This window comes from Flavobacterium sp. HNIBRBA15423, from assembly GCF_052655965.1.
Genome location: NZ_CP199751.1, coordinates 3,662,678 through 3,688,156 on the forward strand (window position 1 = coordinate 3,662,678; position 25,479 = coordinate 3,688,156).

At 29.4% G+C, this 25,479-nt stretch carries 24 protein-coding genes; 8 read left to right on the forward strand and 16 right to left on the reverse strand.

Going from position 1 to position 25,479, the window contains the following annotated elements; genetic code table 11:
- The first annotated feature begins 149 nt into the window (after positions 1–149).
- The 6 genes from ACULEV_RS16350 to ACULEV_RS16375 all read left to right on the forward strand — a co-directional run bounded on the left by ACULEV_RS16350 (position 150) and on the right by ACULEV_RS16375 (position 5,483).
- The gene (locus tag ACULEV_RS16350; protein ID WP_002988156.1) at positions 150–386 is read left to right on the forward strand and encodes an acyl carrier protein; all 237 of its coding nucleotides are present in this window, start codon (positions 150–152) and stop codon (positions 384–386) included.
- 281 nt (positions 387–667) lie between these two features.
- Positions 668–1,921 carry a beta-ketoacyl-ACP synthase II gene (gene fabF, locus ACULEV_RS16355; protein WP_445456116.1) on the forward strand — a complete coding sequence of 418 codons (1,254 nt, stop codon included), beginning with the start codon at positions 668–670 and terminating at the stop codon, positions 1,919–1,921.
- A gap of 6 nt (positions 1,922–1,927) precedes the next feature.
- Positions 1,928–2,671 carry a ribonuclease III gene (gene rnc, locus ACULEV_RS16360; protein WP_445456117.1) on the forward strand — a complete coding sequence of 248 codons (744 nt, stop codon included), beginning with the start codon at positions 1,928–1,930 and terminating at the stop codon, positions 2,669–2,671.
- Between the two features lie 113 nt (positions 2,672–2,784).
- Positions 2,785–3,261 (forward strand): IPExxxVDY family protein, encoded by a 477-nt coding sequence (locus tag ACULEV_RS16365; protein ID WP_445456118.1) that lies wholly within the window; start codon positions 2,785–2,787, stop codon positions 3,259–3,261.
- Between the two features lie 5 nt (positions 3,262–3,266).
- Complete coding sequence (gene pyk / locus ACULEV_RS16370) at positions 3,267–4,697, forward strand: pyruvate kinase (protein WP_445456119.1); 1,431 nt, start codon at positions 3,267–3,269, stop codon at positions 4,695–4,697.
- A 27-nt stretch (positions 4,698–4,724) separates the two neighbouring features.
- Positions 4,725–5,483: a Bax inhibitor-1/YccA family protein gene (locus ACULEV_RS16375; RefSeq protein WP_445456120.1), complete on the forward strand. Its 759-nt coding sequence runs from the start codon at positions 4,725–4,727 to the stop codon at positions 5,481–5,483.
- A gap of 247 nt (positions 5,484–5,730) precedes the next feature.
- Here the strand turns inward: ACULEV_RS16375 and ACULEV_RS16380 are convergent, their stop codons facing one another.
- Genes ACULEV_RS16380 through ACULEV_RS16395 form a run of 4 tightly spaced genes read right to left on the reverse strand, consistent with a single transcriptional unit; the run spans position 5,731 to position 9,046 of the window.
- Positions 5,731–6,207, reverse strand: coding sequence for a hypothetical protein (locus tag ACULEV_RS16380; RefSeq protein WP_445456121.1), 477 nt, complete (start codon positions 6,205–6,207; stop codon positions 5,731–5,733).
- A gap of 1 nt (position 6,208) precedes the next feature.
- Positions 6,209–6,481, reverse strand: coding sequence for a hypothetical protein (locus ACULEV_RS16385; RefSeq protein ID WP_445456122.1), 273 nt, complete (start codon positions 6,479–6,481; stop codon positions 6,209–6,211).
- Between the two features lie 59 nt (positions 6,482–6,540).
- Positions 6,541–6,981, reverse strand: a complete 441-nt coding sequence (locus tag ACULEV_RS16390; protein WP_445456123.1) for a hypothetical protein — start codon at positions 6,979–6,981, stop codon at positions 6,541–6,543.
- Positions 6,982–7,021: 40 nt separating this feature from the next.
- Positions 7,022–9,046 carry a hypothetical protein gene (locus ACULEV_RS16395; protein WP_445456124.1) on the reverse strand — a complete coding sequence of 675 codons (2,025 nt, stop codon included), beginning with the start codon at positions 9,044–9,046 and terminating at the stop codon, positions 7,022–7,024.
- A gap of 111 nt (positions 9,047–9,157) precedes the next feature.
- Between ACULEV_RS16395 and ACULEV_RS16400 the strand changes: the two genes are divergently transcribed.
- Complete coding sequence (locus tag ACULEV_RS16400) at positions 9,158–9,382, forward strand: helix-turn-helix domain-containing protein (RefSeq protein WP_445456125.1); 225 nt, start codon at positions 9,158–9,160, stop codon at positions 9,380–9,382.
- 53 nt (positions 9,383–9,435) lie between these two features.
- On the opposite strand, the gene dinB is transcribed toward ACULEV_RS16400, so the two are convergent.
- Positions 9,436–10,548, reverse strand: a complete 1,113-nt coding sequence (dinB, locus tag ACULEV_RS16405) for a DNA polymerase IV (protein ID WP_445456126.1) — start codon at positions 10,546–10,548, stop codon at positions 9,436–9,438.
- 159 nt (positions 10,549–10,707) lie between these two features.
- Here dinB and ACULEV_RS16410 point away from each other — a divergent pair, with 159 nt between their 5' ends.
- Positions 10,708–11,175, forward strand: a complete 468-nt coding sequence (locus ACULEV_RS16410; RefSeq protein WP_445456127.1) for a CYTH domain-containing protein — start codon at positions 10,708–10,710, stop codon at positions 11,173–11,175.
- A gap of 129 nt (positions 11,176–11,304) precedes the next feature.
- Here ACULEV_RS16410 and ACULEV_RS16415 read toward each other — a convergent pair whose 3' ends face one another.
- From ACULEV_RS16415 to ACULEV_RS16465, 11 genes are all read right to left on the reverse strand, one after another.
- Positions 11,305–11,802 (reverse strand): septal ring lytic transglycosylase RlpA family protein, encoded by a 498-nt coding sequence (locus ACULEV_RS16415; protein ID WP_445456128.1) that lies wholly within the window; start codon positions 11,800–11,802, stop codon positions 11,305–11,307.
- 27 nt (positions 11,803–11,829) lie between these two features.
- Positions 11,830–12,252: a hypothetical protein gene (locus ACULEV_RS16420; protein WP_445456129.1), complete on the reverse strand. Its 423-nt coding sequence runs from the start codon at positions 12,250–12,252 to the stop codon at positions 11,830–11,832.
- 94 nt (positions 12,253–12,346) lie between these two features.
- On the reverse strand, positions 12,347–15,109 hold the full coding sequence (locus tag ACULEV_RS16425) for a TonB-dependent receptor (RefSeq protein WP_445456130.1): 2,763 nt from the start codon (positions 15,107–15,109) through the stop codon (positions 12,347–12,349).
- A gap of 317 nt (positions 15,110–15,426) precedes the next feature.
- On the reverse strand, positions 15,427–17,064 hold the full coding sequence (gene pgi / locus ACULEV_RS16430; RefSeq protein ID WP_445456131.1) for a glucose-6-phosphate isomerase: 1,638 nt from the start codon (positions 17,062–17,064) through the stop codon (positions 15,427–15,429).
- Positions 17,064–18,302 (reverse strand): peptidoglycan DD-metalloendopeptidase family protein, encoded by a 1,239-nt coding sequence (locus ACULEV_RS16435; RefSeq protein ID WP_445458558.1) that lies wholly within the window; start codon positions 18,300–18,302, stop codon positions 17,064–17,066. Before ACULEV_RS16435 ends, pgi begins: the two co-directional genes overlap by 1 nt.
- 16 nt (positions 18,303–18,318) lie before the next feature.
- Entirely contained in the window at positions 18,319–19,251 is a 933-nt protein-coding gene (locus ACULEV_RS16440; protein WP_445456132.1) for a tryptophan 2,3-dioxygenase family protein, read from the reverse strand.
- Positions 19,251–20,024 carry a DUF3108 domain-containing protein gene (locus ACULEV_RS16445; protein ID WP_445456133.1) on the reverse strand — a complete coding sequence of 258 codons (774 nt, stop codon included), beginning with the start codon at positions 20,022–20,024 and terminating at the stop codon, positions 19,251–19,253. The genes ACULEV_RS16440 and ACULEV_RS16445 overlap by 1 nt, the downstream gene beginning before the upstream one ends.
- Before the next feature lie 286 nt (positions 20,025–20,310).
- Entirely contained in the window at positions 20,311–21,471 is a 1,161-nt protein-coding gene (gene hppD / locus ACULEV_RS16450; protein WP_445456134.1) for a 4-hydroxyphenylpyruvate dioxygenase, read from the reverse strand.
- A 4-nt stretch (positions 21,472–21,475) separates the two neighbouring features.
- Positions 21,476–21,934, reverse strand: a complete 459-nt coding sequence (locus ACULEV_RS16455; protein WP_445456135.1) for a CCC motif membrane protein — start codon at positions 21,932–21,934, stop codon at positions 21,476–21,478.
- A gap of 8 nt (positions 21,935–21,942) precedes the next feature.
- Positions 21,943–23,103 (reverse strand): homogentisate 1,2-dioxygenase, encoded by a 1,161-nt coding sequence (locus tag ACULEV_RS16460; protein ID WP_445456136.1) that lies wholly within the window; start codon positions 23,101–23,103, stop codon positions 21,943–21,945.
- A 163-nt stretch (positions 23,104–23,266) separates the two neighbouring features.
- Positions 23,267–25,477, reverse strand: coding sequence for a patatin-like phospholipase family protein (locus ACULEV_RS16465; protein WP_445456137.1), 2,211 nt, complete (start codon positions 25,475–25,477; stop codon positions 23,267–23,269).
- Positions 25,478–25,479 lie beyond the last annotated feature (2 nt).

Here is a 25,479-nt window from a genome sequence, read left to right on the forward strand (position 1 = left end):
AAAAAAGAATAATAATTGGTAAAAAATAGAAAAATGAAGTCTTTGTGAATTATTTTTTTTAATTTCGTAGTCTTATTTAGTAACAAAAAGGTTGTTTTAAAATAAAGTTTTTTATTTTTGCCAACAAATTAAATTAAAATTAAAAGATTATGTCAGACATTGCATCAAGAGTAAAAGCGATTATCGTAGACAAATTAGGTGTTGACGAAAATGAAGTTGTAGCTGAAGCTAGCTTCACTAACGATTTAGGAGCTGATTCATTAGACACTGTTGAGCTAATTATGGAATTCGAAAAAGAATTTGATATTCAAATTCCAGATGATCAAGCTGAAAACATTGCTACTGTAGGTCAAGCTATTTCTTACATCGAAGAAGCTAAGAAATAATATCAAAAACACCCATTTGAATTATTTTCATATGGGTGTTGTTGTTTCGCTTTTACTTTTAAAATCTTGAATTAGATTTCCTTTGATTTATGTTAAATACTCTCAAAGGTTAAGTTAAATAAATTTTTTAATTATATATTTATAACGAGAAATTTATTTTATTAGTAGAAAACATTGATTGTATTACAATCATAAAAATAAACTATGTAATACCCATTGTTTCTTTTAGTTATTATTAAAAGCACTTTGGGTTTTTTTATATATAATCAAAATATATCTATATGCAATTAAAGCGTGTTGTTGTAACTGGTCTAGGAGCGCTAACTCCAATAGGAAATAACATTCAAGAATATTGGGATGCGTTAATCAGTGGAAAAAGTGGTGCGGCTCCCATTACCTATTATGATACAGAAAAACATAAAACCAAATTTGCCTGCGAAATAAAGAACTTCAAAATTGAAGATTATATCGATAGAAAAGAGGCTAGACGTTTAGACAAATTTTCACAGTATGCAATTATTGCAAGTGATGAAGCTATAAAGGATGCTGGAATAACTCCAGACAACATTAACAAACACCGTGTTGGTGTTATTTGGGGAGCAGGAATAGGTGGTTTAGAAACTTTCCAAGAAGAAGTATTAAGCTACGCTGCTGGAGATGGAACTCCTAGATTTAATCCTTTCTTCATTCCAAAAATGATTGCTGATATTGCTCCTGCACATATATCTATGCGCAATGGTTTTATGGGGCCTAATTACACTACTGTTTCAGCTTGTGCTTCTTCAGCAAATGCTATGATTGATGCCTTTAACTACATTCGCTTAGGAATGTGTGATGTTATTATTTCAGGTGGTTCTGAAGCTGCTGTTACTATTGCAGGAATGGGTGGTTTCAACTCGATGCATGCATTATCTACAAGAAATGATAGTCCAGAAACAGCTTCAAGACCTTTTGATGCTACTCGAGATGGATTTGTTTTAGGTGAAGGTGCAGGTGCTCTTGTTTTAGAAGAATATGAACATGCAAAAGCCCGTGGAGCTAAAATATATTGTGAAATAGGTGGTGGCGGAATGTCTTCAGATGCTTATCATTTAACTGCTCCTCACCCAGAAGGTTTAGGTGTTATTGCTGTAATGGAAAATTGTTTGCGTGATGCAGGCATGAATCCAGAAGAAGTTGATCATATTAACACACATGGAACTTCTACACCTTTAGGAGATGTTGCTGAATTGAAAGCTATTAGTGCTGTTTTTGGTGAGCATGCTAAAAATATCAATATCAATTCGACAAAATCCATGACTGGCCATTTATTAGGTGCTGCTGGTGGAATTGAAGCTATTGCTTCTATTTTAGCTATTAATAAAGGAATTATACCTCCAACTATTAATCATACTACTGTAGATGAAAATATAAATCCAGAGTTGAATTTAACTTTGAATAAAGCTCAAAAAAGAGACATCAAAGTAGCTATGAGCAATACTTTTGGTTTTGGAGGGCACAATGCTTGTGTATTATTTAAAAAACTTGAAGCATAACTATTCATGCGTAAATTCTTTAAAAAAATAATAAAAAATTCCCGTTCTCATGAAGACGGGATTTTTTTTGATAAAATTACCAAAATTCTTGGCTTTAAGCCAATAACAATAAGATATTACAAAAAAGCCTTTACTCATCGTTCTACAAACAAATTAGATGAAAAAGGAACTCCATTTAATTACGAACGCTTAGAATTTTTAGGAGATGCAATGCTAGGAAGTGTTATTGCTGCACATTTATATAATGAAGTTCCTACTGGTGATGAAGGATATTTAACAAAAATGCGCTCAAAAATTGTAAGTAGAGAACATTTAAATGAATTGGGTAGAGATTTTAATTTAATTCAATTTGTTGAAAGTAAAGTTAATCCGCAACATTTTGGAGAAAATATTCATGGTAATATTTTTGAAGCATTCATAGGTGCCATTTACCTTGATAGAGGATTTAATTATTGTGAAAAATTTATTTATGATAAAGTTATTGAACCTTATGTTGATATTCCAAAACTAGAAGGAAAAGTAATTAGTTATAAAAGCTTAGTCATCGAATGGTGCCAAAAAGAAAAAAAGCAATTCGCTTTTGAAATTTTTGATGATACAGGGATAGAAGATCAAAAATATTTTGGTGTAAAACTAACTATTGACCAAAAAATTATTGCAAAAGGCAGAGCAACTTCAAAGAAAAAAGCAGAAGAAAAAGCATCAAAAAGAGCTTATTTTGCTCTTCAAGAAAAAATTGACAAAAAATAACGATTTAATTTGGAAACTAAAACGTTTTCGTTAGTAAACTATCCTTAACTTCTTTAAAAACAATACTTTTTATATATTTTAAATAGTATATTTACAACTTATTTTTCAGAGATATGGCTATTCATAAAATTCAAATAAATGATTTTATTTCGATAGATTATGAGCTCATTGCCATACATTCTAGTATTGAAGATTATCGTTTGGCTTATTTTATAAACAAAGCATTGCATATTCAATTAAGTAAAAACGACACAAACATTGAAATAGAAACTAAAGATGGTAAAAGCTCTTTTAGTCATTTTATCTTTGATGATGAAGTTCATGATATTATATGGAATGTATTTGAAAATAAGGCTACTGCTATACCTTCTGAAAAAAATACTAATGGAATTTTTGATTCTATAGACGTTACTATGTATATGTTGCCCGAATATAAAAGAGCAGATTACATTTTAAAAATCGAAAATATTGAAAGTCCTTTTTTCCCTTTGGAAACTATACTTCAAAAACTTTCGGCAATAGACCAGATTTCCATGGTATATACCATTAACCAGAACAAACTTAAATCAAAAAATAATTTAATTTTTTAATTAAAATGCCAACAACAAAAAAGACGAAAATTGTAGCCACATTAGGACCTGCAACTAGTTCAAAAGAAGTGTTAAAAGATATGATTGACGCTGGAGTAAACGTATTTAGAGTTAATTTTTCCCATGCTGATTATGACGATGTAAAAGAAAGAATAGGGATGATTAGAGAGTTAAATGAAGAATTTGGCTACACTACATCAATCTTAGGAGATTTACAAGGTCCAAAATTAAGAGTTGGAGTAATGAAAGAAGATGTTGTAGTTGCAAAAGGAGATAAAATAACTTTTACAACTGCAGAAGATATATTAGGAACAGCTTCTAAGGTTTACATGAATTACAAAGAGTTTCCAAGAGATGTAAATCCTGGAGAACGTATTTTACTAGATGATGGCAAACTTATTTTTGAAGTGGTTAAAACAGATAAAAAGACAGAAGTTGAAGCAGTAGTAATTCAAGGTGGGCCTTTAAAATCTAAAAAAGGAGTTAACTTACCTAATACTAAAGTTTCATTGCCCGCTTTAACAAAAAAAGACATTAAAGATGCTATTTTTGCCATTGAAAACAAAGTAGATTGGATTGCTTTATCTTTTGTAAGAACACCTAAAGATTTAGAAGAATTACAAGACTTAATTGCAAAACATTCTGATCATAAAATTCCTATCATTGCTAAGATAGAAAAACCTGAAGCAGTTGAAAACATCGATAAAATTGTTGCTTTTTGTGATGCATTAATGGTCGCTCGTGGAGATCTTGGTGTTGAAATTCCTGCAGAACAAGTTCCTTTAATTCAAAAGAAACTAATTCATAGAGCTAAAACAGCTCGTATTCCTGTAATTGTGGCTACGCAAATGATGGAAACCATGATTACCAGTTTAACTCCTACAAGAGCTGAAGTAAATGACGTAGCTAACTCGGTTATGGATGGTGCAGATGCTGTAATGCTTTCTGGTGAGACTTCTGTAGGAAATTATCCTGTACAAGTAATTGAAACCATGACACGTATTATTGAAAGCGTAGAAGATTCTCCACTTATTAAGGTGCCTTTAAATCCTCCTCACGTAAGAACTAAACGTTTTGTAACCAAATCTATTTGTTATCATGCTGCTATAATGGCTGATGACATTAGTGCAAAAGCAATTACTACCTTGACTAACAGTGGTTATACTGCTTTTCAAATTTCTGCTTGGAGACCAAAATCCCATATTTTAGTATTTACTTCTAACAGAAGAATTCTTACGCAATTGAATTTACTTTGGGGTGTGAGAGCTTATTATTATGACAAGTTTGTAAGTACAGATGATACTATTGATGATATTAACCAAATTTGCCATGAGAGAGGCTATGTAAAAACAGGTGACATGGTGATTAATCTTGCCGCTATGCCAATTGTTAAAAAAGGAATGGTAAACACACTACGTGTTTCTGAAATAGAATAATTTTTATATTTGTAAAAAATATAGTATATGAATTTAAAATCAAAAAATCCTTTTTTAGGATCTAAGACCTTTAATAATACTTCAAGAAGTGTGGAAGCTACTATCATAGACATTGAAGAAACTATGACTGTTAATGGAGCTATCAACAAAAGTTTTACTTTATTAACCATTTTGTTAGTTTCAGCAATAGCAACATGGTTATTGGCTTATAATGGTTATAACCCAATGCTTTTTGCAATTGGTGGTGGAATAGTAGGTTTTGTTCTTGTATTAATTGCATCCTTCAAGCCAGCAACTTCTACATGGGTTGCTCCAGGTTATGCGTTATTTGAAGGTCTTTTTATAGGAGGAATTTCTGCCTTTTTCGAAGCTGCTTATCCTGGTATAGTTATTCAAGCGGTTAGCTGCACATTTGTTACTTTTATTATTTGTTTTGCTTTATATAAATACCAAATTGTAAAAGTTACTGAAAAATTCAAATCGATAGTTATTGCAGCTACATTAGCAATTGCTACTTACTATCTTTTGTCATGGGTTCTATCATTATTTATGAATTTTGAACCGGTACACAGAGGAAATTCATTAATGAGTATAGGAATAAGTGTTTTTGTAATTGTAATTGCTTCTTTAAATCTATTTTTAGATTTTGATCAAATTGAAAAAGGAGCCGAACAACAATACCCTAAATACATGGAATGGTTTAGTGCAATGGGCTTAATGATAACTCTTGTATGGTTATATGTTGAGTTTTTGAGATTACTTTCTAAGTTATCTAGTAGGGATTAATTTTATCGAATTTTAGATCTATAAAACAGGCAATCTTTAAATTTAAAGATTGCCTGTTTTATTATATTTGAATAAAAATCTATAATTTCTGATAAAATGTTTTGAAACACAGGAATCATTTGGTTAAACATAAAATTATGTTCGGTAGCTGGTGTAAAATAATAATAGATTAACTCTTCTAGTCCTAATTTAGACAAAAAGAACTATAAACAAAAAGGCTAGTTTAATTAAAACTAGCCTTTTATAATTATTCTCCATGACAAGTAAAACATGCTATATCTACTTGCTTTACTTTTATTTTTCTACCTTTTATTTCATCTTTATCAATTAAGTAAATTACTTTAGTATATAAAACATCAAAAGTTTTTATAAAACCATTCCTTTCAAAAAAATCATAATCTAAGATAACGTCTTTGTGTTTTTTTAAAAATGATTTTTTTGCTAAAAATTCATCATTTTTAATACCTTTTTCCATATTATCATAATTTTTGTATGTGTTACTTATGAAAAAAATAGTATTTAATTGATTTGAGTTAAATTCATAAGTAATACAGTTTTTATAAAATTCGACATGTTTATTTGCATCAGAATATTTAAGTGTGTTTTTATGTGTTTTATTAAAATAAACATATATAGTGTCTGTTTTTTTTAGTGATTCTAAAGATTGACTATATGTGATATTTATAGAAAAAAAAGTAATACAAAATATTAGTATTATTTTCATTCTATTGACAGTCTTGAGATGAATTTTTTGCATAGTTATTATATTCTTCATATTTTGTTAATTCAATTGGGTTGTTTTCTATGTCACTTATATAGCATGGTGTATTGTGTAAACCTTCAAAAGCAAGATAGGTATAAAAATTGGTAAGACTAAAGTTTTCTATAAATGTGCCATTTGCATCAGTTATTTGTAGATTATTTAAATTATTAATATCACTTTGCGGTATTACATCAGAAATGATTTGAGAAAGTATCGTTTTAAATACTGGTATCATGTGTTGAGATATAAAATTAAACAAAAAGACTAGTTTGTTGAAAACTAGTCTTTTTAAAATTATTCTTCAAAACAAGTAAAACAACTCATTCTTACTTGTTTTACCTTTATTTTTCTGCCTTTTATTTCATCTTTGTCAATGAGATAAATAGTTTTCTTGTAAAGTAGATTAAAAGTGTTTTTAAAACCATTTCTTTCAAAAAAATCAACATCTAAAATAATATCTTTATACTTCTTTAAGAAGGTTTTTTTTTCAATTCTTTCATCGTTTTTAATACCTTTTTCGAAATCATCCGTGTTTTTATATGTATTACTTACAAAAAGAATTGTGTGTTTTTGATTAGTATTTAACTCATAAATTATACAATTCTGTAAAAAAATAGATTTATTTCTATTTGGATCAGGATATACTCTTACATTCTTTTTTATTTTATCAATAAATAAATATACTGTATCCACACTTTTTATTTTTTCTGTAGATTGTGAGTATATTACGTTCAAGGAAAAATAGGTAATACAAAAAAACAATATCCATTTGGTTTTATTGACAGTTTTGTGATGTTGTACTTGCATAGTTATTATATTGTATATGTTTAGTTTTTTCAATTATGTTATTATCTATATTATTTAAATAGCCATCAGTATGATGCAATCCTTCATAAGCCAGTGAAGTATAAAAATGTTGAAAATTATAATTTTCAATAATATTGTCATTAGCGTCAATGATATCAAAGTTATTGAAATTGTATAAATCTTGGGCCGATAATAAATCGTTTACAATTTCAGCTAAAATGGTTTGGAACTCAGGAATCATATGATCAGACATGAAATTATGTTGTTTAATTCCTATTTGTATAGGATCAGGATCATAGAAGACATAAAACAATAACTCTTCCAACTCTAAATCTGATAGAAAAGTTAAAGATACGCCATTATCAATACTTCTGTATCTAACATTTAAATAAGCATGTATTAATTCGTGAATAATAGTTTTAGCAATGTATATATTTGATGTAGCATTTGGACCAGCCAAATGATCACTATTAATAATAATTTCATGATAAATACCATCACTACCCGCTGGAGCATCTACAGGTACAGTTTTCCCTCTGTCAACATTACCATTACTATTTACTAAATTAGCTTGCATTTTAAACTTTATATTCAATTTTTGCTGGTCTCCACCAAAGGTGCCTTCAAACAATCGTTTAAATTCTGGAGAGTTGGTTAGTTTTTTATAAATACAATCTAGCTTTTGTCCTTCTGGAGTGTTTTTGTTAATTTCAGAGAAATCTATATTTGCTGGTGATTTTTTAGATAATTCTACATCAAAAGTTAAGCCAGTTTCTACGCTGTTTTCGATTAGTTGTTCTATAAACTCTAAGGCTTCATTAGATTGATAATTATTAAAAAGATAATCTATAATAGATTCATCATTTTGTGAACTAGCTGTTTGTATAACATAATCTCTAATGTTAAAAATGGTTTGTGTATTAACATTAATAAGATTGTTATTTAAAAAATTATAATAAGCCCAAAAGTTTAATTTTTCATGAGCTACATGTGATAAATTAGGGCTGTAGGAGTTTAATTGAAAATTATAAAAATTATTTAGTGCTGCTGTAGCATTTGGTGTGTTTCTATTATTAACTGTATTTCCATGATCTCTAAAATATGCTACTAGATAGGCATACACCCAAGTATTATTACTTGTAAGTGATTTTATATTTTGAGGTAAGGCATTAAAATAGTTAGCTACTTGACCTGCAAGAACAAATTCAGAGTTAGTTGGGTCTTCATCACCATTATAAATATTAGGTATAAAAATACCAGACCCATTATAAGTACCACCACCGTTTGAACCATTATTCCCTCCATTATTTGGGTCATTTGGATTTCCATTAAAACCTCCATCTCCACCACCTCCATCATCGCTGCAATCTTCTGCAAGAGTTATAAATACTTCTTTGGTAGCTCTAGTTCCATCAGCATTAAGACATTCAGGGTGTTCTGAAAGGTCAGCTTCACCCTCACACATATCTACTGTTTCATAATAACCTACTGTTATACAGTCTGACCCTGTTCCTCTATTGGCAGAAGTATTGTTGTTTGACAAATTAGTTGCTTCGATAGAAGTAGTAGCATTTGAAATCGATTGTTTGTCTAAGAATAGTAAAGGAGTATTTAGATTAAATTTTACTAATAAGGTTCTTTGTTCTCCATTAGGGAAATTTTCTATGACCAGATTTTGAAAATGGTCAAGATTGATATCTTGTTGTATTTTAAAAGAAAAGGAATTGAAACCATCTTCTCTTTGTAAATGCACAATGTTTGTAGTGTCTACTAAAACGCCTTGAATAATAGCATTTCTTTGTGAAAAATCGTTTTTTAATTCTAAAACTTTTAGCGATACTTTTTTATTAATTTTTGCTACTTCATTAAAAGTAATTGTTTTGAAATTAAAGTTGTTTTTATTAGTGGTAACTTCATCTATATCAAAATCCTTTTCACAATTGGTAAAAAACAAAATAATAAAGGCAAATAATAAAGGTTTTAGTTTTTTCATATAGAGAATATAAAGTTAATAGTATTTTTGATAAACGCAAAAGTAAAAAAATTATTTTAATAACGCATATATGAGTTTATTTTTTCATTAATCTATTATCAATTTTACATTGTGAATAATGTAAAAGATATAAACTACATAAAAGAATTTGGTTCTAATCTTAAAAAATTAAGGTTGAACAAAAATTTTACCCAAGAAATATTAGCTTATTCATCAGACTTACCTATTTCTCAAATTGGAAGAATTGAAAGAGGAGAAATAAACACAACTATAAGTACTGTTAAAGCAATAGCTAAAGCTCTTGAAATAGAGCCTAAAGAATTATTTGATTTTTAATAGGATTTAGAATCTGTTCGCCTAGACGAACAGATTGACAAAATTTTATTTTTTTATTCCTTAAACTCAAATTGCAATTGTATGGAAATACTTTTTTGAATGGGTTCGCTTGTTTTCTTTTTTTCTTGATTATTTAAATTATGTAAGGACAAACCTAAAAGTCGGACTGAGTTTTTTAGTCGTTCTTGATATAATAATTCTTTGGCTACATCGATTAATAAATTTTTATCGGAAATGTAATAAGGCAAGGTTTTACTTCTGGTTTGCAAAGTAAAGTCGGAATACTTGAGTTTTAATGTAATCGTTTTTCCAGCTATTTTGCTCTTTTGTAAGCGTTTTTCTAATTCGTTAGCTATACTGATTATTTTTTCTTCTAAAAAGACTTCTGAAGAGAGGTTTTCGAAAAAAGTACGTTCTGCTCCAACTGATTTTAGGGTACGATTAGGCTTTACCTGACTATTGTGAATTCCTCTACAAATTTGATAATAATAATTTCCGCTATTGCCAAACTGTTTTTCTAAGAATTCTAGTGTTTTTTGTTTTAAATCATAGCCTGTAAAAATACCCAATTGGTACATTTTCTCGGCTGTTACTTTACCAATGCCATAAAACTTTTTAATGTCGAGTTTTTCTAAAAATAGTTCTACTTCGTCTGGGTTAACTGTTTTTTGCCCGTTTGGCTTGTTATAATCGGAAGCTATTTTGGCTACAAATTTATTAATAGAAATTCCTGCAGAAGCGGTTAAGCCAACTTCTTCAAAAATGCGTTTTCTTATTTCTTGGGCTATTAATGAAGCACTTGGATTATTTTTCTTGTTTACGGTGACATCTAAATAAGCTTCGTCTAGGGAAAGTGGTTCAACTAAATCGGTATATTCAAAAAATATTTTTCTAATTTTTCTAGAAATTTCTTTGTATCGGTCAAATCTTGGTGGAACAAAGATAAGTTGGGGACAATTTCTTTTGGCTTGTGTGCCACTCATAGCACTACGCACCCCAAATTTCCTTGCTTCATAACTAGCTGCACTAACTACTCCTCTTGCTTCGCTACCGCCAACAGCCAATGGTTTTCCTTTTAAAGAAGGATTGTCGAGTTGTTCTACAGACGCGTAAAAGGCATCCATATCTATATGAATTATTTTTCGATATTGAATTGCCTCTTCCATGTTACAAATTTATGGTATATTTGGTTTCCCTAGCCCTGATAGTAGTGAAAATCCTGTCGTTGCGTAATGAATTTTTGTTATTAAATTGCTTTGTATCTCGCAATGACAGATTGTAACGAATAGCAGGAAATAGCTCCTAAAAAATAAAAATAGTGGTTTATGATTGAAATTGAACGTAAATTTTTAGTAAAATCGACTGCTTTTATGAAAGAAGCGGTTAAACATAATCGAATTGTTCAAGGCTATTTATCTAGTCATCCTGAAAGAACAGTGCGTGTGCGTATAAAAGGCAACAATGGTTATTTAACTGTTAAAGGTCTAAGTAATGAAACGGGAATGAGTAGAATGGAATGGGAAAAGGAAATTCCTATTGAAGAAGCAGAACAATTACTAACCCTTTGCGAAAAAGAGATTATTGATAAAACGCGTTATGAAGTGATTGTAGGCGTTCATGTTTTTGAAGTAGATGTTTTTGCTGGAGAAAACAAAGGTTTAGTTATGGCAGAGATTGAACTTTCTAGTGAAGGAGAAGCTTTTGAAAGTCCTGATTGGTTAGGCGAGGAAGTAACTCAGGACAGTCGTTATTATAATAGTTATTTGAGTAAAAATCCGTTTGTAAACTGGTAACCATCTTGCTGTTCTTTATTATTACAGTACTATCATTTACGCACTTTTTAGGATAGTGTCAAATTATCGAACTAACCAAACATGAATTTGTGTTAAATTTTAAGCATAAAAAATCAGTATTTACTGATTTTATTCTTCTACAACTTCAATATTAACTTCTAAATACCCTTTATTTACATGACCAGTAATTTCCATGAAGGCTTTCTTTGACAAATCGATTTCTCTTCCTTTAACAAAAGGCCCTCTATCGTTTATGGTTACAAATACAAACTTACCATTAACAATATTAGTTACTTTAACTCTTGTCCCAAATTTAAGTTTCCTGTGTGCTGCTGTATAAAGGTTATTATCAAATTTTTGCCCACTCGCAGTTCTTTTACCATTAAATTTATCATGATAATAAGACGCATGAACTTTAGTTTTATAAAAACTAATTGTCATTAATGAATCGACAACAGGAACAGTAATTGAATCACTTGACTTAATGGAATCTACTAAAACAGTATCTTTTCGAATAGTATCTAAAAAAAAAGTTTTACTTGAAAACGGTTCATTTTGTTTACAAGTAAAACTACTTATACTGATAAGAAGAAATAAAAATAGTATGGTAACGCTATAAACTTTCATATTCTTCTGTCTTTATATTTATTTTTTCTAACTCATCCAGCTAGACCAAGGTATTCTTGCTAAAATTAATAATAAACCAATCGAGTAAAACAAAGCTATTTTTTTAAACTTACCATTATTACTTTCTTCTTTTTTATGTTTTGACCATCCAATTGTAATTACTATTAATGCAATAATGTTAATTAATGGATGTTCTAATGAAGTTAAGCGAAATACTTTTTCCATGTTACCTAATGATGCTAAACCTAAAGGAGAAACAAAATAAAGAATTAGACCAATAAGCAATTGCATGTGTGATAAAATTAATGCAAATAAGGAAATACGTAAATCTTTATCGGTAAATATTTTTTTAGAAACCACTCCCATAATGGCATTTACAGCTGCTAAAAACAAAACTACCAAAACGATATAAGCAAAAATGGAATGTGCTGATTGTAATGCTGAATACATAATTGTTTATTTTAATGTTATTTAACAAAGATAGGAAATAAAAAAACCGCTTAACAAAAAAGTTAAGCGGTTTGGAATTTTAAAATGTTTTTTATTAAAACTGGTATCTTAAAGTAAAGTTCCAAGTTCTTCCAAAACCAAAAAACACTTGGTTAGCATCTGCAACACCATTATATAATCTATCATTTGATGCATAAGTACCAGCAGCTGGATTTGAACTACTTACATTATCATCTGCAAAAATATTAGTTCTTGATTCAGCAATGTAAATTTCGTCTAGTACGTTATTCATATTAAATCTTAAACTTACTGATTTATCTTTGTCCTTACCAACTAACATTTTGTAAGATATACCAGCATCCATTAAGCCATAATTTGGCAATTCTAATGAGCCTTTGTGGTCTTCAGAATCGAAATTTGCTGGATTAATACTTGCATACAACTTATCTACAAATCTATAATTAGCATCTAACTTTAAACCTTTTAAAACTTCATAACCTGCTCCAAATGAAGCGGTAAGTTGTGCTGCATCACCTACTTTTACTCCATCTAAATACAAAGTTTCTCCAGTTCCAATTTGTGTATTATTTTGATCAAACCTATTACTTGTAACGTTTCCATCATACTTCCAATCACCTAAAGAGAACATTGCGTTAAGATTTAATTTAGAAATTGGTTTAGCATTTAACTCTAATTCAACTCCTGAATGTATTTCTGTAATACCAGCAAAATCATAATAACCTCCTTGATTATTTGGATCAATATCATTTGATCTTTGGTATCTATCTTTCCAAGAAGTGTAATATAAATTTAATTTCGCATTAAAATATGGAGAACTAAAACCATAACCTGCTTCAAGACCTAATATCTTTTCATTAGTTAAGTTTTCATTTAACTCAGATTGGTTATTTGGGTAAACCGAATTAAAGAAAGGTTGTTTAGAATAATAACCAGCATTTGCAAATACATTATTTTTCTCATCAATATTATAGTTTGCACCTCCTTTAACATTACCACCAAGAAGTTTTTCAAAATCCGTTTTATATAATGGATCAGATTCCAAGTATAAGAAAGTATCTTCCCTGCTATAACTTTGTTGAGAAATTGCTCCTTGAACAAAAGCAGATAATTTATCATTAGAGTATTCTAATTGCGTAAAAGCACCATACCATCTAACGTATCCATTATTATTGTATTCAATTTTTTCTTGATTCTTAATGTTTGTTATAGGATTCCAACTAGGAGTTGCTTCATAAGTTTCATATAATAATCTGTCAGGGTTATTGATATCTCTGTCGTCAAAATAAACATCTGCACCCAATCTATCATTTATGTTTCTAAAGTGATATCCTTTGTATGTACGAGCATCAATACCAAAATCTAATGTTAATTCATCATTTAATTTTGTATTTAAATTGATTACACCACCATACCAGTCATGAGAGTTAATAGAAGCTCTTCTTGTAAAACCAATTGATCTACTTGTTTGATATTCTCCGTCAGCATTTTGACCTACTTGGTTGTTTGCACCACTAATACCAGGAGCAACTGTTTGACCTGTTGCAGGATCATATTGTCCTCTATTGAAAGCCACAAAATCGTCAAAAGGTACTAAACCATCAGCTGTCTTGAAATTAAATGGACTTTTACCTATATTTCCAGTTCCTCCTCCACGACCCCATGAGCCATAAAGAACTGTAGTTAATTTCATTTTATCATTTATTGTATAATCCCAGTTAAGAGAAGCCACTGGTTTATGATAGAAGTTTCTAACCCAAGAATATTCTCTTCCATTCAAATAACCCCAATCAGAATTATATCTAATATTTGGTATTTTATTTACTGGATCACCATACTTAATATATTCAGAAATTCTATTAGCAAAACTTCTTTGATTATGCCATTGAGGTGCTCCTGTGAAAGTAAATTGGAAATTATGTTTTTCATTTAATTCATATCCAAAAGCAATAAAATAATTATGTCCTTCAAATTTTGTTCCGTCAGCAAAAGTATTACCTATTGTTCTAGATAATAAAATAGATGTTGAAAAACCGTTCTCCATTTTTCCAGTTGAATAAGAAGCTTGAGTTTTTAGATAATCATCATTTGCTACTCCTACTGAAACTACTCCTCCTTGTTTCATTTCTGAAGTTCTTGTAATTACGTTTATAGTACCTCCAACTGAAGAAATTGCTAATTTTGAAGAACCTAAACCTCTTTGAACTTGCATAGCAGAAGTTACATCAGATAAACCCGCCCAGTTACTCCAATATACAGCTCCATTTTCCATATCATTAACAGGAACCCCATTAATCATAACAGCAATGTTTCTCTGATCAAAACCACGAATATTAATTCTTGAATCACCAAAACCTCCCCCTGATTTAGTAGCATAAACAGACGGTGTATTTACTAACATTTCTGGGAATTCTTGATTTCCTAATTTTTCTTGAATTTCAGCAGCTTTTATTGTTGATACAGCTACTGGAGTTTTTCTGTCCTTAGCCACATCAATGACACCTTTACCAATCAATACAACAGATTCTAATTGATTTTCATCAGATTTTAAAGTTATATTTCCTAAATTAGTTGAACCTGTAAAAGGAATTACAATCGTTTGAAATCCTAAGTAAGACACAACAATTTCACCTGAAGCCATACTTGTAGTAAATTCAAATTTACCATCAAATCCTGTTGTTGCTCCGTCTTTTGTTCCTTTTACAAATACATTTGCACCAGGTAATGGTTCGTTATAATCCCCATCTATAACTATTCCAGATATTTTAGACTGAGAAAAAATGGTTTGGGTTGCTATTAAAAATAGCCCAAAAATCATTAATTTTTTAAAAACTTTCATTTGTTGTTAATTTTTTTACAAAATTGGTACAAGGATTTGATTTATATGTTAAGTGAATGTTAACATTTTAAGGGTTTATCTTTATTACAAAATGATGATTTTTTATAATTTTGTATATGAAACACCAATTATTCTATTTATTTCTTTTTAAAACTAATGAATTGATGATTTTTTTTGATTTAAAATGAGTATCTAATAAACATAAGAGGTTAGAAAAGAAACTTTTCTAACAAAAAAACTATACAAATAAAACAAAATGACTTATTGTGTTTATCTTCATAATAAGTCATTTTGTTAATTATTACTTTGTTAAAAAACTATTTCAGATATTTTCCTAATAAATAACGGGTAGAACTATCGTGTGCTTTAACTTCACCTGAATTTATTTCTGTTAAAATAGAATTAGCTAACTGTTTTCCTAATTCTACACCCCATTGATCGTAACTAAATATATTCCAAATAATGCCTTGAACAAATATTTTGTGTTCATAAGCAGCAACTAACGACCCTAAAGTTTCAGGGGTTAATTTTTCTATTAATAAGGTGTTTGTTGGTTTATCTCCTTCAAATACTTTGAAAGGCAATAAGAATTTTGCTTTTTCTCCTGTTATTCCTGCTTTTTCAAACTCTGCCTTTACTTGTTTTTCATTTTTTCCCATTAATAATGCTTCTGTTTGGGCAAAGAAATTAGACATTAGTTTGTCATGATGATCTTTGTTTTGGTACAGAGACTTTTTAAATCCAATAAAATCTGTAGGAATTAATTTTGTTCCTTGATGAATCAATTGGAAAAATGCATGTTGAGAATTGGTTCCTGGTTCTCCCCAAATAATTGTTCCTGTTTGATAATTCACTGGATTACCATCTCTTGCAATGCTTTTACCATTACTCTCCATAATACCTTGTTGTAAATAAGGAGCTAATTTTTGTAAATATTGTGTATATGAGATTAAAGCTTCTGTTTCTGCTCCAAAAAAGTTATTGTACCAAATACTTAATAAAGCTAATATTACAGGTATATTTTTATCAAATGGTGTTTCTTTAAAATGCACATCCATTTCATTGGCTCCTTTTAATAATTTATTGAAATTATCAAAACCTACTGCCAGACTAATACTTAAACCTACAGCGCTCCATAATGAGAAACGACCTCCAACCCAATCCCACATTGGGAATATATTCGCTTCTGCTATACCAAACTTAGTAACATTTTTTACGTTTGTTGAAACTGCTACAAAATGCTTAGCGACATCTTCTTGTGTTGCTGATTGTAAAAACCATTCACGAATAGTTTCTGCGTTTGATAATGTTTCTTGAGTAGTAAATGTTTTGGAAACAATAACAAAAAGAGTTGTTTCAGGATTTATTTTTTTTATCACTTCATTCACATGGTCTCCATCTACATTAGACACAAAATGAACGTTTAAATGATTTTTATAATATTGTAACGCTTCTACCACCATTGCTGGTCCTAAATCTGATCCTCCTATGCCAATATTAACTATGTCTGTAAAAGTTTTGCCTGTATAACCTTTTCTTCCTCCTTCTATTATTTCATTAGTAAATACTTGAATATCTTTCTTTACTTTATAAATTTCTGGAATTACATTTTCGCCCTCAACATAAACAGTATCACTTTCTTTTGCTCTTAAAGCTGTGTGTAAAACAGCTCTATTCTCTGTTTGATTAATTACTTCTCCTGCAAAATAACTCTCTATTGCGTTTTTTAATCCTACTTCTTCTGCTAATTCAACTAGTAAACTAACCGTTTCTTCCGAAATTTTATTTTTAGAATAATCTAAAATAAAATCTTGCCATTCGATATTAAATTTTTCAACTCTATTTCCATCATTGGAAAACATTTCTTTGATAGAAACATATTCCATTTTTTCAAAATGAGCTCGAAGTTTTTGCCAAGCTACTGTTCCTGAAGGATTTGTTGCTTCTAAAGTCATTATTCTTTAAATTTATTAGTCATTACACTATCTAACTCTCTTTTTAAAGGCTCGATATGTTTTAAATATTGTTCTTTATCTTTCTCTTTCATTGGTTCAGCACTTGGAAGTATTAAACGAAGTGGATCTACCTGAACTCCATTTTTCCAAAAACGATAGCATACGTGTGGCCCAGTTGCTAAACCTGTACTTCCAACTTTACCAATAACTTGCCCTTGTGAAACATACTGTCCTTTTTTTACTAAAATTTTAGACATGTGTAGGTATTGTGTAGAATATGTACCATTGTGTCTTACTTTAACATAATTTCCATTACCAGAAGTATAACCTGCTCTTTCTACAACTCCTGAAGCTGTAGTTTTAATAGGTGTTCCTGTAGCTGCTGCATAATCTGTTCCATTATGAGCTTTCCATCTTTTTTGGACAGGGTGAAAACGCTTTCCTGAGAATCTAGAAGATATTCTAAAATAATCTAAAGGTGCCTTTAGGAACATACTTTTTAAACCATTCCCTTTTTCATCATAATAATCTGGAATTTTTTGTTCTGAACTTAATTTGTAGGGAAATGCATAAAAATCTTTTCCTCTATGTTTAAAATAAGTTGATTCTACGCTTTCAACGCCAACATATATAGAATCTTCTATATAAAGTTCATTAATTGTTGTGCTGAATTTATCTCCTTTTTGAATTTTAAAAAAATCTATCGAATATTCATATACTTTTGCTAATCTTGAGGCTAAAGCTGGAGTTGCTCCTGCTTTTGCAAGAGTTTCAGAAAAAGAACCTTCAATTTCTGCTGCAATTGTCCTTCTTTTTAAAGAAGTTGCTTTTTTCTTATTACTAACCTGAATAGAATCTCTAAAATCGATAACAGCAAATTCTATTTTATTTTTAACATATACTAATGCCTTTAATTCTTTAGGTTCTTTTTTATCCAAAAAAAGCAAATAAGGTTTTCCTATTTTTATCATCCTTGGATTAAAAGAATCTTTTACCTTTTCAATAACATCATATGTTCTTAAACTATCAGGTAATTTATATTTATCAAATATTAAACCTAAATTATCTCCTGATTTTATAGTATCTCTGATTACTTCATAATCATTAAAAATGAACCCAAATTCTTTTATAATAGGTTCTTTCTTTTCAATTTTTTTTGGTTCTTCTTTTTTTTCTGCTTTTTTCTCGCAGGAAATAATTGTGGTAAACAGTAGTAATAATGCTAAGTATCTCAATATAATAGTTTTTAAAATTTTAAACTTCTTCTCCCCAATTTTCTATCTCTTCTTTTGACCATAATTCAGGGAAGAAAATTCTTTTTTGATATTTAGGCAACATATATTTTTTCCAATCACTTCCTCCTGTAGCTTCATGATTACCTGGAACACTTTCAATATATTTTTTTGCAGTATTAAAATGTCCCATTACCCAAGTAATATTTATTGTTTTATCTAAATGTCGCATTGCTTGAATTAATACTTCATTATTTTGATCTTCTTGTGGTAACTGTTTGTATTTTCTCCAAAGATTAATAGTATTATACTCTTCCATAAAATCTAAAAAGACTTTTTTGTATTTCCTCTCAAATTCTTTTATAAGAAATGTTTTTTTACCTGTTTTATAATCTTTACCAGCAGCTTGCCAATACAAATGTTCAAAAGCATGCTCATAAGGAGTATTTCTGTCTATAGTGGCTCTAAATCTATTATCTATTAGATTGATTAAATCTGTAGTTGCAAATTCAATTAATCGGTATTGAGCACTTTGAAAACCACTCGCTGGCGTAAGCGTATTTCTAAATTTTAAATATTGTTCTGGCTCCATTCCATCAGTCATTATAGTGAAAGATGTTGTTAGCATATCAAAATAACGACTAATTCTACCTAATTTATCTGTAAAATAATTAGTTGTTGGCTTTTCTGTATGAGATAATTGTTCTATTTCCCAAAGTATCATTTTAAACAACAATTCATTAACCTGATGATACATGATAAAAACCATTTCATCTGGTAATGTTGTTCTTTGAATTTGTAAATTCAGCAATGCATCCGTTTGAATATAATCCCAATATGTAATGGGTTTAGACCACAATAGCCCTTCAAGATGTGTTTCGGTATTTTGGTTAATAGCTTTGTACTTTTCATCAATTTTTTCTAATTGATGATGTAGTTCTGGTGTTACTTCCATTAGTCAATTTTTACTTTAAAAGAGTGTTTTAATCCTTTAAAAGCATCTAAATCAGCCTTTAGTGATCCAACTGCTAAACTAGCTTTAATCCTTACAGGAATTTTGTTGTCATCATCTGAAATCCAAACAGTTAAACTTTCTTCTTCTTTAAAAACTCTTCCTGCTTGAACGTAAGGTCTGAAAACTTTACAAGAAATTTTTCCAAATTTAGTTTTTATATCTTCTTTACCAATATATTTTAACTTAAACTTTGTAGTTTCATTATCAAAAAACATATCAATAGTGATTGATTCTCCTTCTTTTAGTGTATCTATCTTAGGATGATTTCTTAAATAATAAAATGAAGAAACAATATCTTGAACATTTTCTGGTACAGAATAAGTGTTTTCTGTATCATTTTTATAATCCTTAACTCTTACAGTATTGCTGTTTTGATTAAAAAAACCTTCTTGATATTTTGTATAACCTCCTTCATCTATTTTTCTTAAAAACTGATATGGTTTTCCTGTTTGTTTGTCAAAAAAGCTTTGGTAATCATCTTTAACCTCAAAAAACAATTTTGTCATACCAGTAGTCCAACCTTTTCCCTGAACGTGATGTACTTTCTGATTATTTCTTGTTGCTTCTTTTATTTCAAGAGTTGCATATCCGGCATTCACTATTCCATAGTGAATTCTTAGTTTAAACCATTCTCCAGTAGTAAAAGCATCTTCTTGTTCTACAAAAGAATTTGTAGTAATAAAAACTAATAATAAAGCTATAATATTTTTCATAATTTATTTTTTTATAGAAAGTATGCAATTTCTGTTCCAAAAATAAGAAACAAAAAAACCCAGTCAAAATTAATGACTGAGTTTTTATGCTATTAACCAACCAAAAACTATAAATTATGAAAACTTACTTGCAAAATTGGAGATAAAAATCATTTCCTTTTTTGCGAGTGCAAATGTATATAGTTTTTTGAGGATTATTTATCAAAATATCAACTTTAACTCTTTTAACAGAATTTTTTTTAATATTTAATACTAAATTTTAACAATATTTAATTTTTTTGGCATTTTACAATGTACCTCGCAATGCTTGTTCTCTTTCTATAGACTCGAAAAGGGCTTTAAAATTACCTGCGCCAAAACCTTTTGCTCCCATTCGTTGAATAATTTCAAAGAAAAGCGTTGGTCTATCTTCTACAGGTTTAGTAAAAATTTGTAATAAATAACCTTCTTCGTCAGCATCAACCATAATAGAAAGTTTTTGAAGTTCAGCAATATCTTCTTTCATCATATCTCTATGAACTCCCAGTCTATTAGGAATATCATCATAATAAGCTTGTGGTGGTGGTGGTAAAAACTCAATTCCTCTTGCTTTTAAAGCAGAAACCGTTTTTATAATATCGTCTGTCGCTACAGCAATATGTTGTACACCTGCATCTTCGTAAAAATCCAAATATTCTTCAATTTGTGAACGCTTATTTCCTTTTGCTGGTTCGTTAATAGGAAACTTTACTCTTCCATTTCCATTACTCATCACTTTACTCATTAAAGCAGAATATTCTGTATGGATTTGTTTGTCATCAAACGAAAGGAAATTTTCAAATCCCATTACATCTTCATACCATTTTACCCAAATATTCATTTGTCCCCAACCTACATTTCCAACCATGTGGTCAATATATTTAAGTCCTGTTGGTTCTGGATTATATTCAGATTTCCATTCTCTAAAACCTGGCATAAATGTACCATTGTAATTTTTACGCTCTACAAACATGTGAACTGTTTCACCATAAGTATAAATTCCTGCTCGAACTACTTCTCCAAATTCATCTTTTTCAACAACGGGTTCCATATATGATTTTGCTCCACGCTTTGTTGTTTCTTCATAAGCGCTTCGAGCATCTTCCACCCAAAGAGCAATAACTTTTACACCATCTCCATGTTTAACAATATGTTCGTTTATAGGTGACTTACTATTTAAAGGAGTCGTTAATACTAATCTGATTTTGTCTTGTTTTAATACATAACTTACAGAATCCTTCGAACCAGTTTCTAAACCTCTATAAGCTAATGATTGAAAACCGAAAGCTGTTTTATAAAAATGTGCAGCTTGTTTTGCATTTCCTACATAAAACTCTACATAATCTGTTCCTAGCAATGGGAGAAAGTCTTGAGCTCCTTCAAATATTTTTTCTAAACCGTAGTTTACTGATTTTATTTCTTTTGACATGATTTTAGTTATTTAATTTAATACGAGTTGTTTCTATTTCATTCGAATCGATTTCTTCTAATAATTCGAAATCGTTATAAGTACTATCTTCTTCCATTTCATATTGATCTTCAATTTGATATTCCTTTTTATAATTTTTAAAAACATCCTGTGAAAGTAATGTTCCATAGAAAATAAAAACAATTATAACTGAGATAAAAATAATACTATTTATAACTATTGAAACTATATTTAATGTTTTTGCAATTACTACATTATTTCTACTCTGTGGTGAAAATACTTGTTGATTTTGGTCAAATTCTTTCAAACTTTTATTTGCCATTATTAAACCTACTATACTTAATAGTATAGGAACAAAAGCAAAAATACCATAACAACAACAACAACCTGCAAATCCTACAACAAGTGAAACTATTCCTAATATTAAAGCAATAGGATCTGCTGGTAATTTATTATAATTCATTTATTTAACTATTTTTCTAACCAAGATTGATAATAAGATTCGTCAGCAATTTTCATAGCTTCTTCTGTAACCATTAAAGGCTTAAAAGTATCTACCATAACTGCCAATTCTTCTGTTTCTGTTTTTCCAATACTTCTTTCGACAGCACCAGGATGTGGTCCATGAGGAATTCCAGCTGGATGTAATGATATGTGTCCTGCTTCAATATCATTTCGACTCATAAAATCTCCATCAACATAATACAAAACCTCATCACTATCTATATTGCTATGATTATAAGGAGCTGGAACTGCTAAAGGGTGATAATCGTATAATCGTGGAACAAACGAACAAATTACAAAAGCATCTGTTTCAAATGTTTGATGTACTGGTGGTGGTTGATGAATTCTTCCTGTTATAGGTTCAAAATCATGAATTGAAAAAGCATAAGGATAATTGTATCCGTCATATCCTACAACGTCAAAAGGATGAGTTGCATATATCATATCGAAGATTTCATCTTTCTTTTTAACTTTTATTACAAAATCCCCTTTTTCATCATGTGTTTCTAATTCTTCAGGTCTTCGAATGTCTCTTTCGCAAAAAGGAGCATGTTCTAATAATTGTCCGAACCAATTTCGATAACGTTTTGGCGTGTAAATGGGTCTGCGAGATTCAACAATGAACAAGCGATTATCTTCGGTATCAAAATCTATTTTATAAATCATCCCTCTAGGAATAACTAAATAATCTCCATACTTGAAATCTAAATTTCCTAACATGGTTCTTAATTTTCCTGTTCCCTTATGAATAAATAACACCTCATCTGAATCGGTATTTTTATAAAAATAATCGTGGGTAGATTTTCTAGGAGCAGCTAAAACAATATGACAATCTGAATTTGTTAAAACGATTTTTCTGCTTTCCAAATAATCATCCTGAGGTGCTACTTGAAAACCTCTTAATCTATACGATTGAATATTATTAGCCTTTGCTATTTTAGGTGCTACACTATACTGTTTTTTTATTTCTTTTACTTGTGTAGGACGATGCTCGTGATACATATTGGTAGACATACCATCAAATCCTATTGTACCAAATAATTGTTCATAATACAAATCTCCATTTTCTTTACGAAATTGTATATGTCTTTTAGGGGGAATATTTCCAAGTTTATGATATATTGGCATTTGTTTTTAATTTAAAAGTTTAACATTTAAAAATTTAAAGTTGTTTCCAAACTTTAAAGTAACCACAACAAACCAACTCACTCAGGATTTCTCTTGATGAGGAATTTTAAAAGGATTAATAAGTTGTCCCATTTTTTCATCTATACAAATATCGGAAAAAAAATTAAAAAGTAAAACCTATACTAAACCAAGTATGATGATCTTTTGTTTCTGGTGACCAAGAATGCTTTATTTCTATAGGTCCAATTAATGATTCTATACCATAACCTAAACCATAACCACTGTAAGCAGGTTTTTTTATCCACGTTCCATCATCAAAAATATTATCTCCAATATTAGCATAATTAGCCGTAAAATTCAAATGGTTTTTCTTGAAAATTTCATAATCAAAAACTAAACTTCCTTTAACATAACTATTACCACTTAAAGCAATAAAGTCATATCCTAAAAATGGTCTTAAATTATTAATTTGAGTATATCCATAGCCTCCTAATGCAAAATCTAAGTAAGGTACTCTATTTTCGCCTATTGAAAAACCTCCTTCTGATTGCACTTTAAAAGTAAAATTTTTATTTATCGTATACGCAATTGCTCCATCCGCTTTTGCAATGGTGAATTTTTCAAAATTATCCATTCTATCTGAAGAATATAATACTGGTTTTAAATCTCCTATAAAATACCATCCTTTTTTAGGAAAATATTTATTGTCAAAAGAATCATATTTTAAGAACCCAAAAAGCGAAAAATAATCGCTGTTATCAATTATTGGTTCTGTGTTTTGTATTATAGTTTTTGATTCGATTTTTAAATGTTTTAATTCAACACCTGCTCCAATTGAAAATTTTTGAGCAAAAATAGTTTGAATATACGCTTGGTTTGAAAAATCTGAAAAATCGATATTCAAAGAAGATAATCCTGCATTATTCAATAATAAGTTGCCAGAAAAGTCATTTTGTAAATTTCGATTTAAATCAATGTATTTAGAATTAAATCCATAACTAACGTAAAAACCATTATCTACATAATAATTCAAATTATATCTAAAATTATCCCCCAAACCTACATCTAAAGAAAAAACATCATTTTTTGCTATTAAATTTTTCTTTGTAACGTTAATAAGTAAGGCGCTTTTTAAAAGTCCATCATAATGCAAACCCAGTTTTAAAAAGGTATTTTTTTTACTTTCTGTTACATCTATTACTAATTTTTCACCATCACCATTCTTTTGAAGATAATAGAATATAGATTCAAAATTTTGAGTAGCATTTAAATTATTTATCCCTTTTTCTATAGCACTATATTCAATCTTAGAATTACTATTAAATTTTAGTTTACCTATAATATAGGCTCTTGTAAATTTATCCAAATTATTAATTTCAACTTCATTAACATACAAAGTGTTTACCTTTTCCTTTTCTACAAAAGGTCTTTCATAATTGCTTTTTAACGGTACTAATTCATTTAAATGTTTTCTTGCTGCATTTTCACCTTTTACTACAATTTCATTTCCTTTTTCAAAAGAAACAACAGTATATCCTTTAATATTGGGCTTAATATAAATATTTGTCAAAGATCTTTTCTTATTCATTTTTTCAATCATAGAATAATTAGTCACTTGAGCCAAAATGCCCGTAGCTCCTTTAATCTCTGACATTTTTTTTAATCCATCTTGCACATCTACACCAATAATAATATCTGCTCCTTTTTTAATTAATTCTTCTACTGGATAATTATTAACTACTCCACCATCAATCAACATTTTGCCATCTATTTCTATGGGATTGTATAATGTAGGAATAGCTCCACTTGCCAATAATGCTTTTGGCAAAGTTCCTTTGTCTAAAATAACTTCTTCACCAGTTTCAGCATTAGTAGCAATACATAAAAAAGGAATTGGTAATTGATTAAAATCAGTCACATTAGAAACGTGTTTAGTTAATTTTGACATCAAGTGATAATTGTATAATCCTTTAGAAAGTGCTTTAGGCAATTCTACTCTAAAATCATTAAAAGGTAATGAAAAGGCATAAATTTCATCATTCCGTTTTTCATAAAAAGTCTTAGAATCTCTAGGAGTATAATCTTGTAAAAGAGCATCAGTGTCAATTTCTCTAAACAATGAATCTAATTCTTTACCCGAATAGCCTGAAGCATATAACCCTCCGATAATTGCTCCCATGCTTGTTCCTCCTACATAATCAATTTTTATCCCTAAGGAATCTATTATTTTCAGAACACCTATATGAGCCAATCCTTTAGCACCTCCACCACTAAGAACTAAACCTATTTTTGGCTTTTTTTGAACAATAGAGTCCTGTCCGAAACTAAGTAAAGAAACAGATAAAAAGGCTAAAATGAGTAAAATTCTCTTCATAT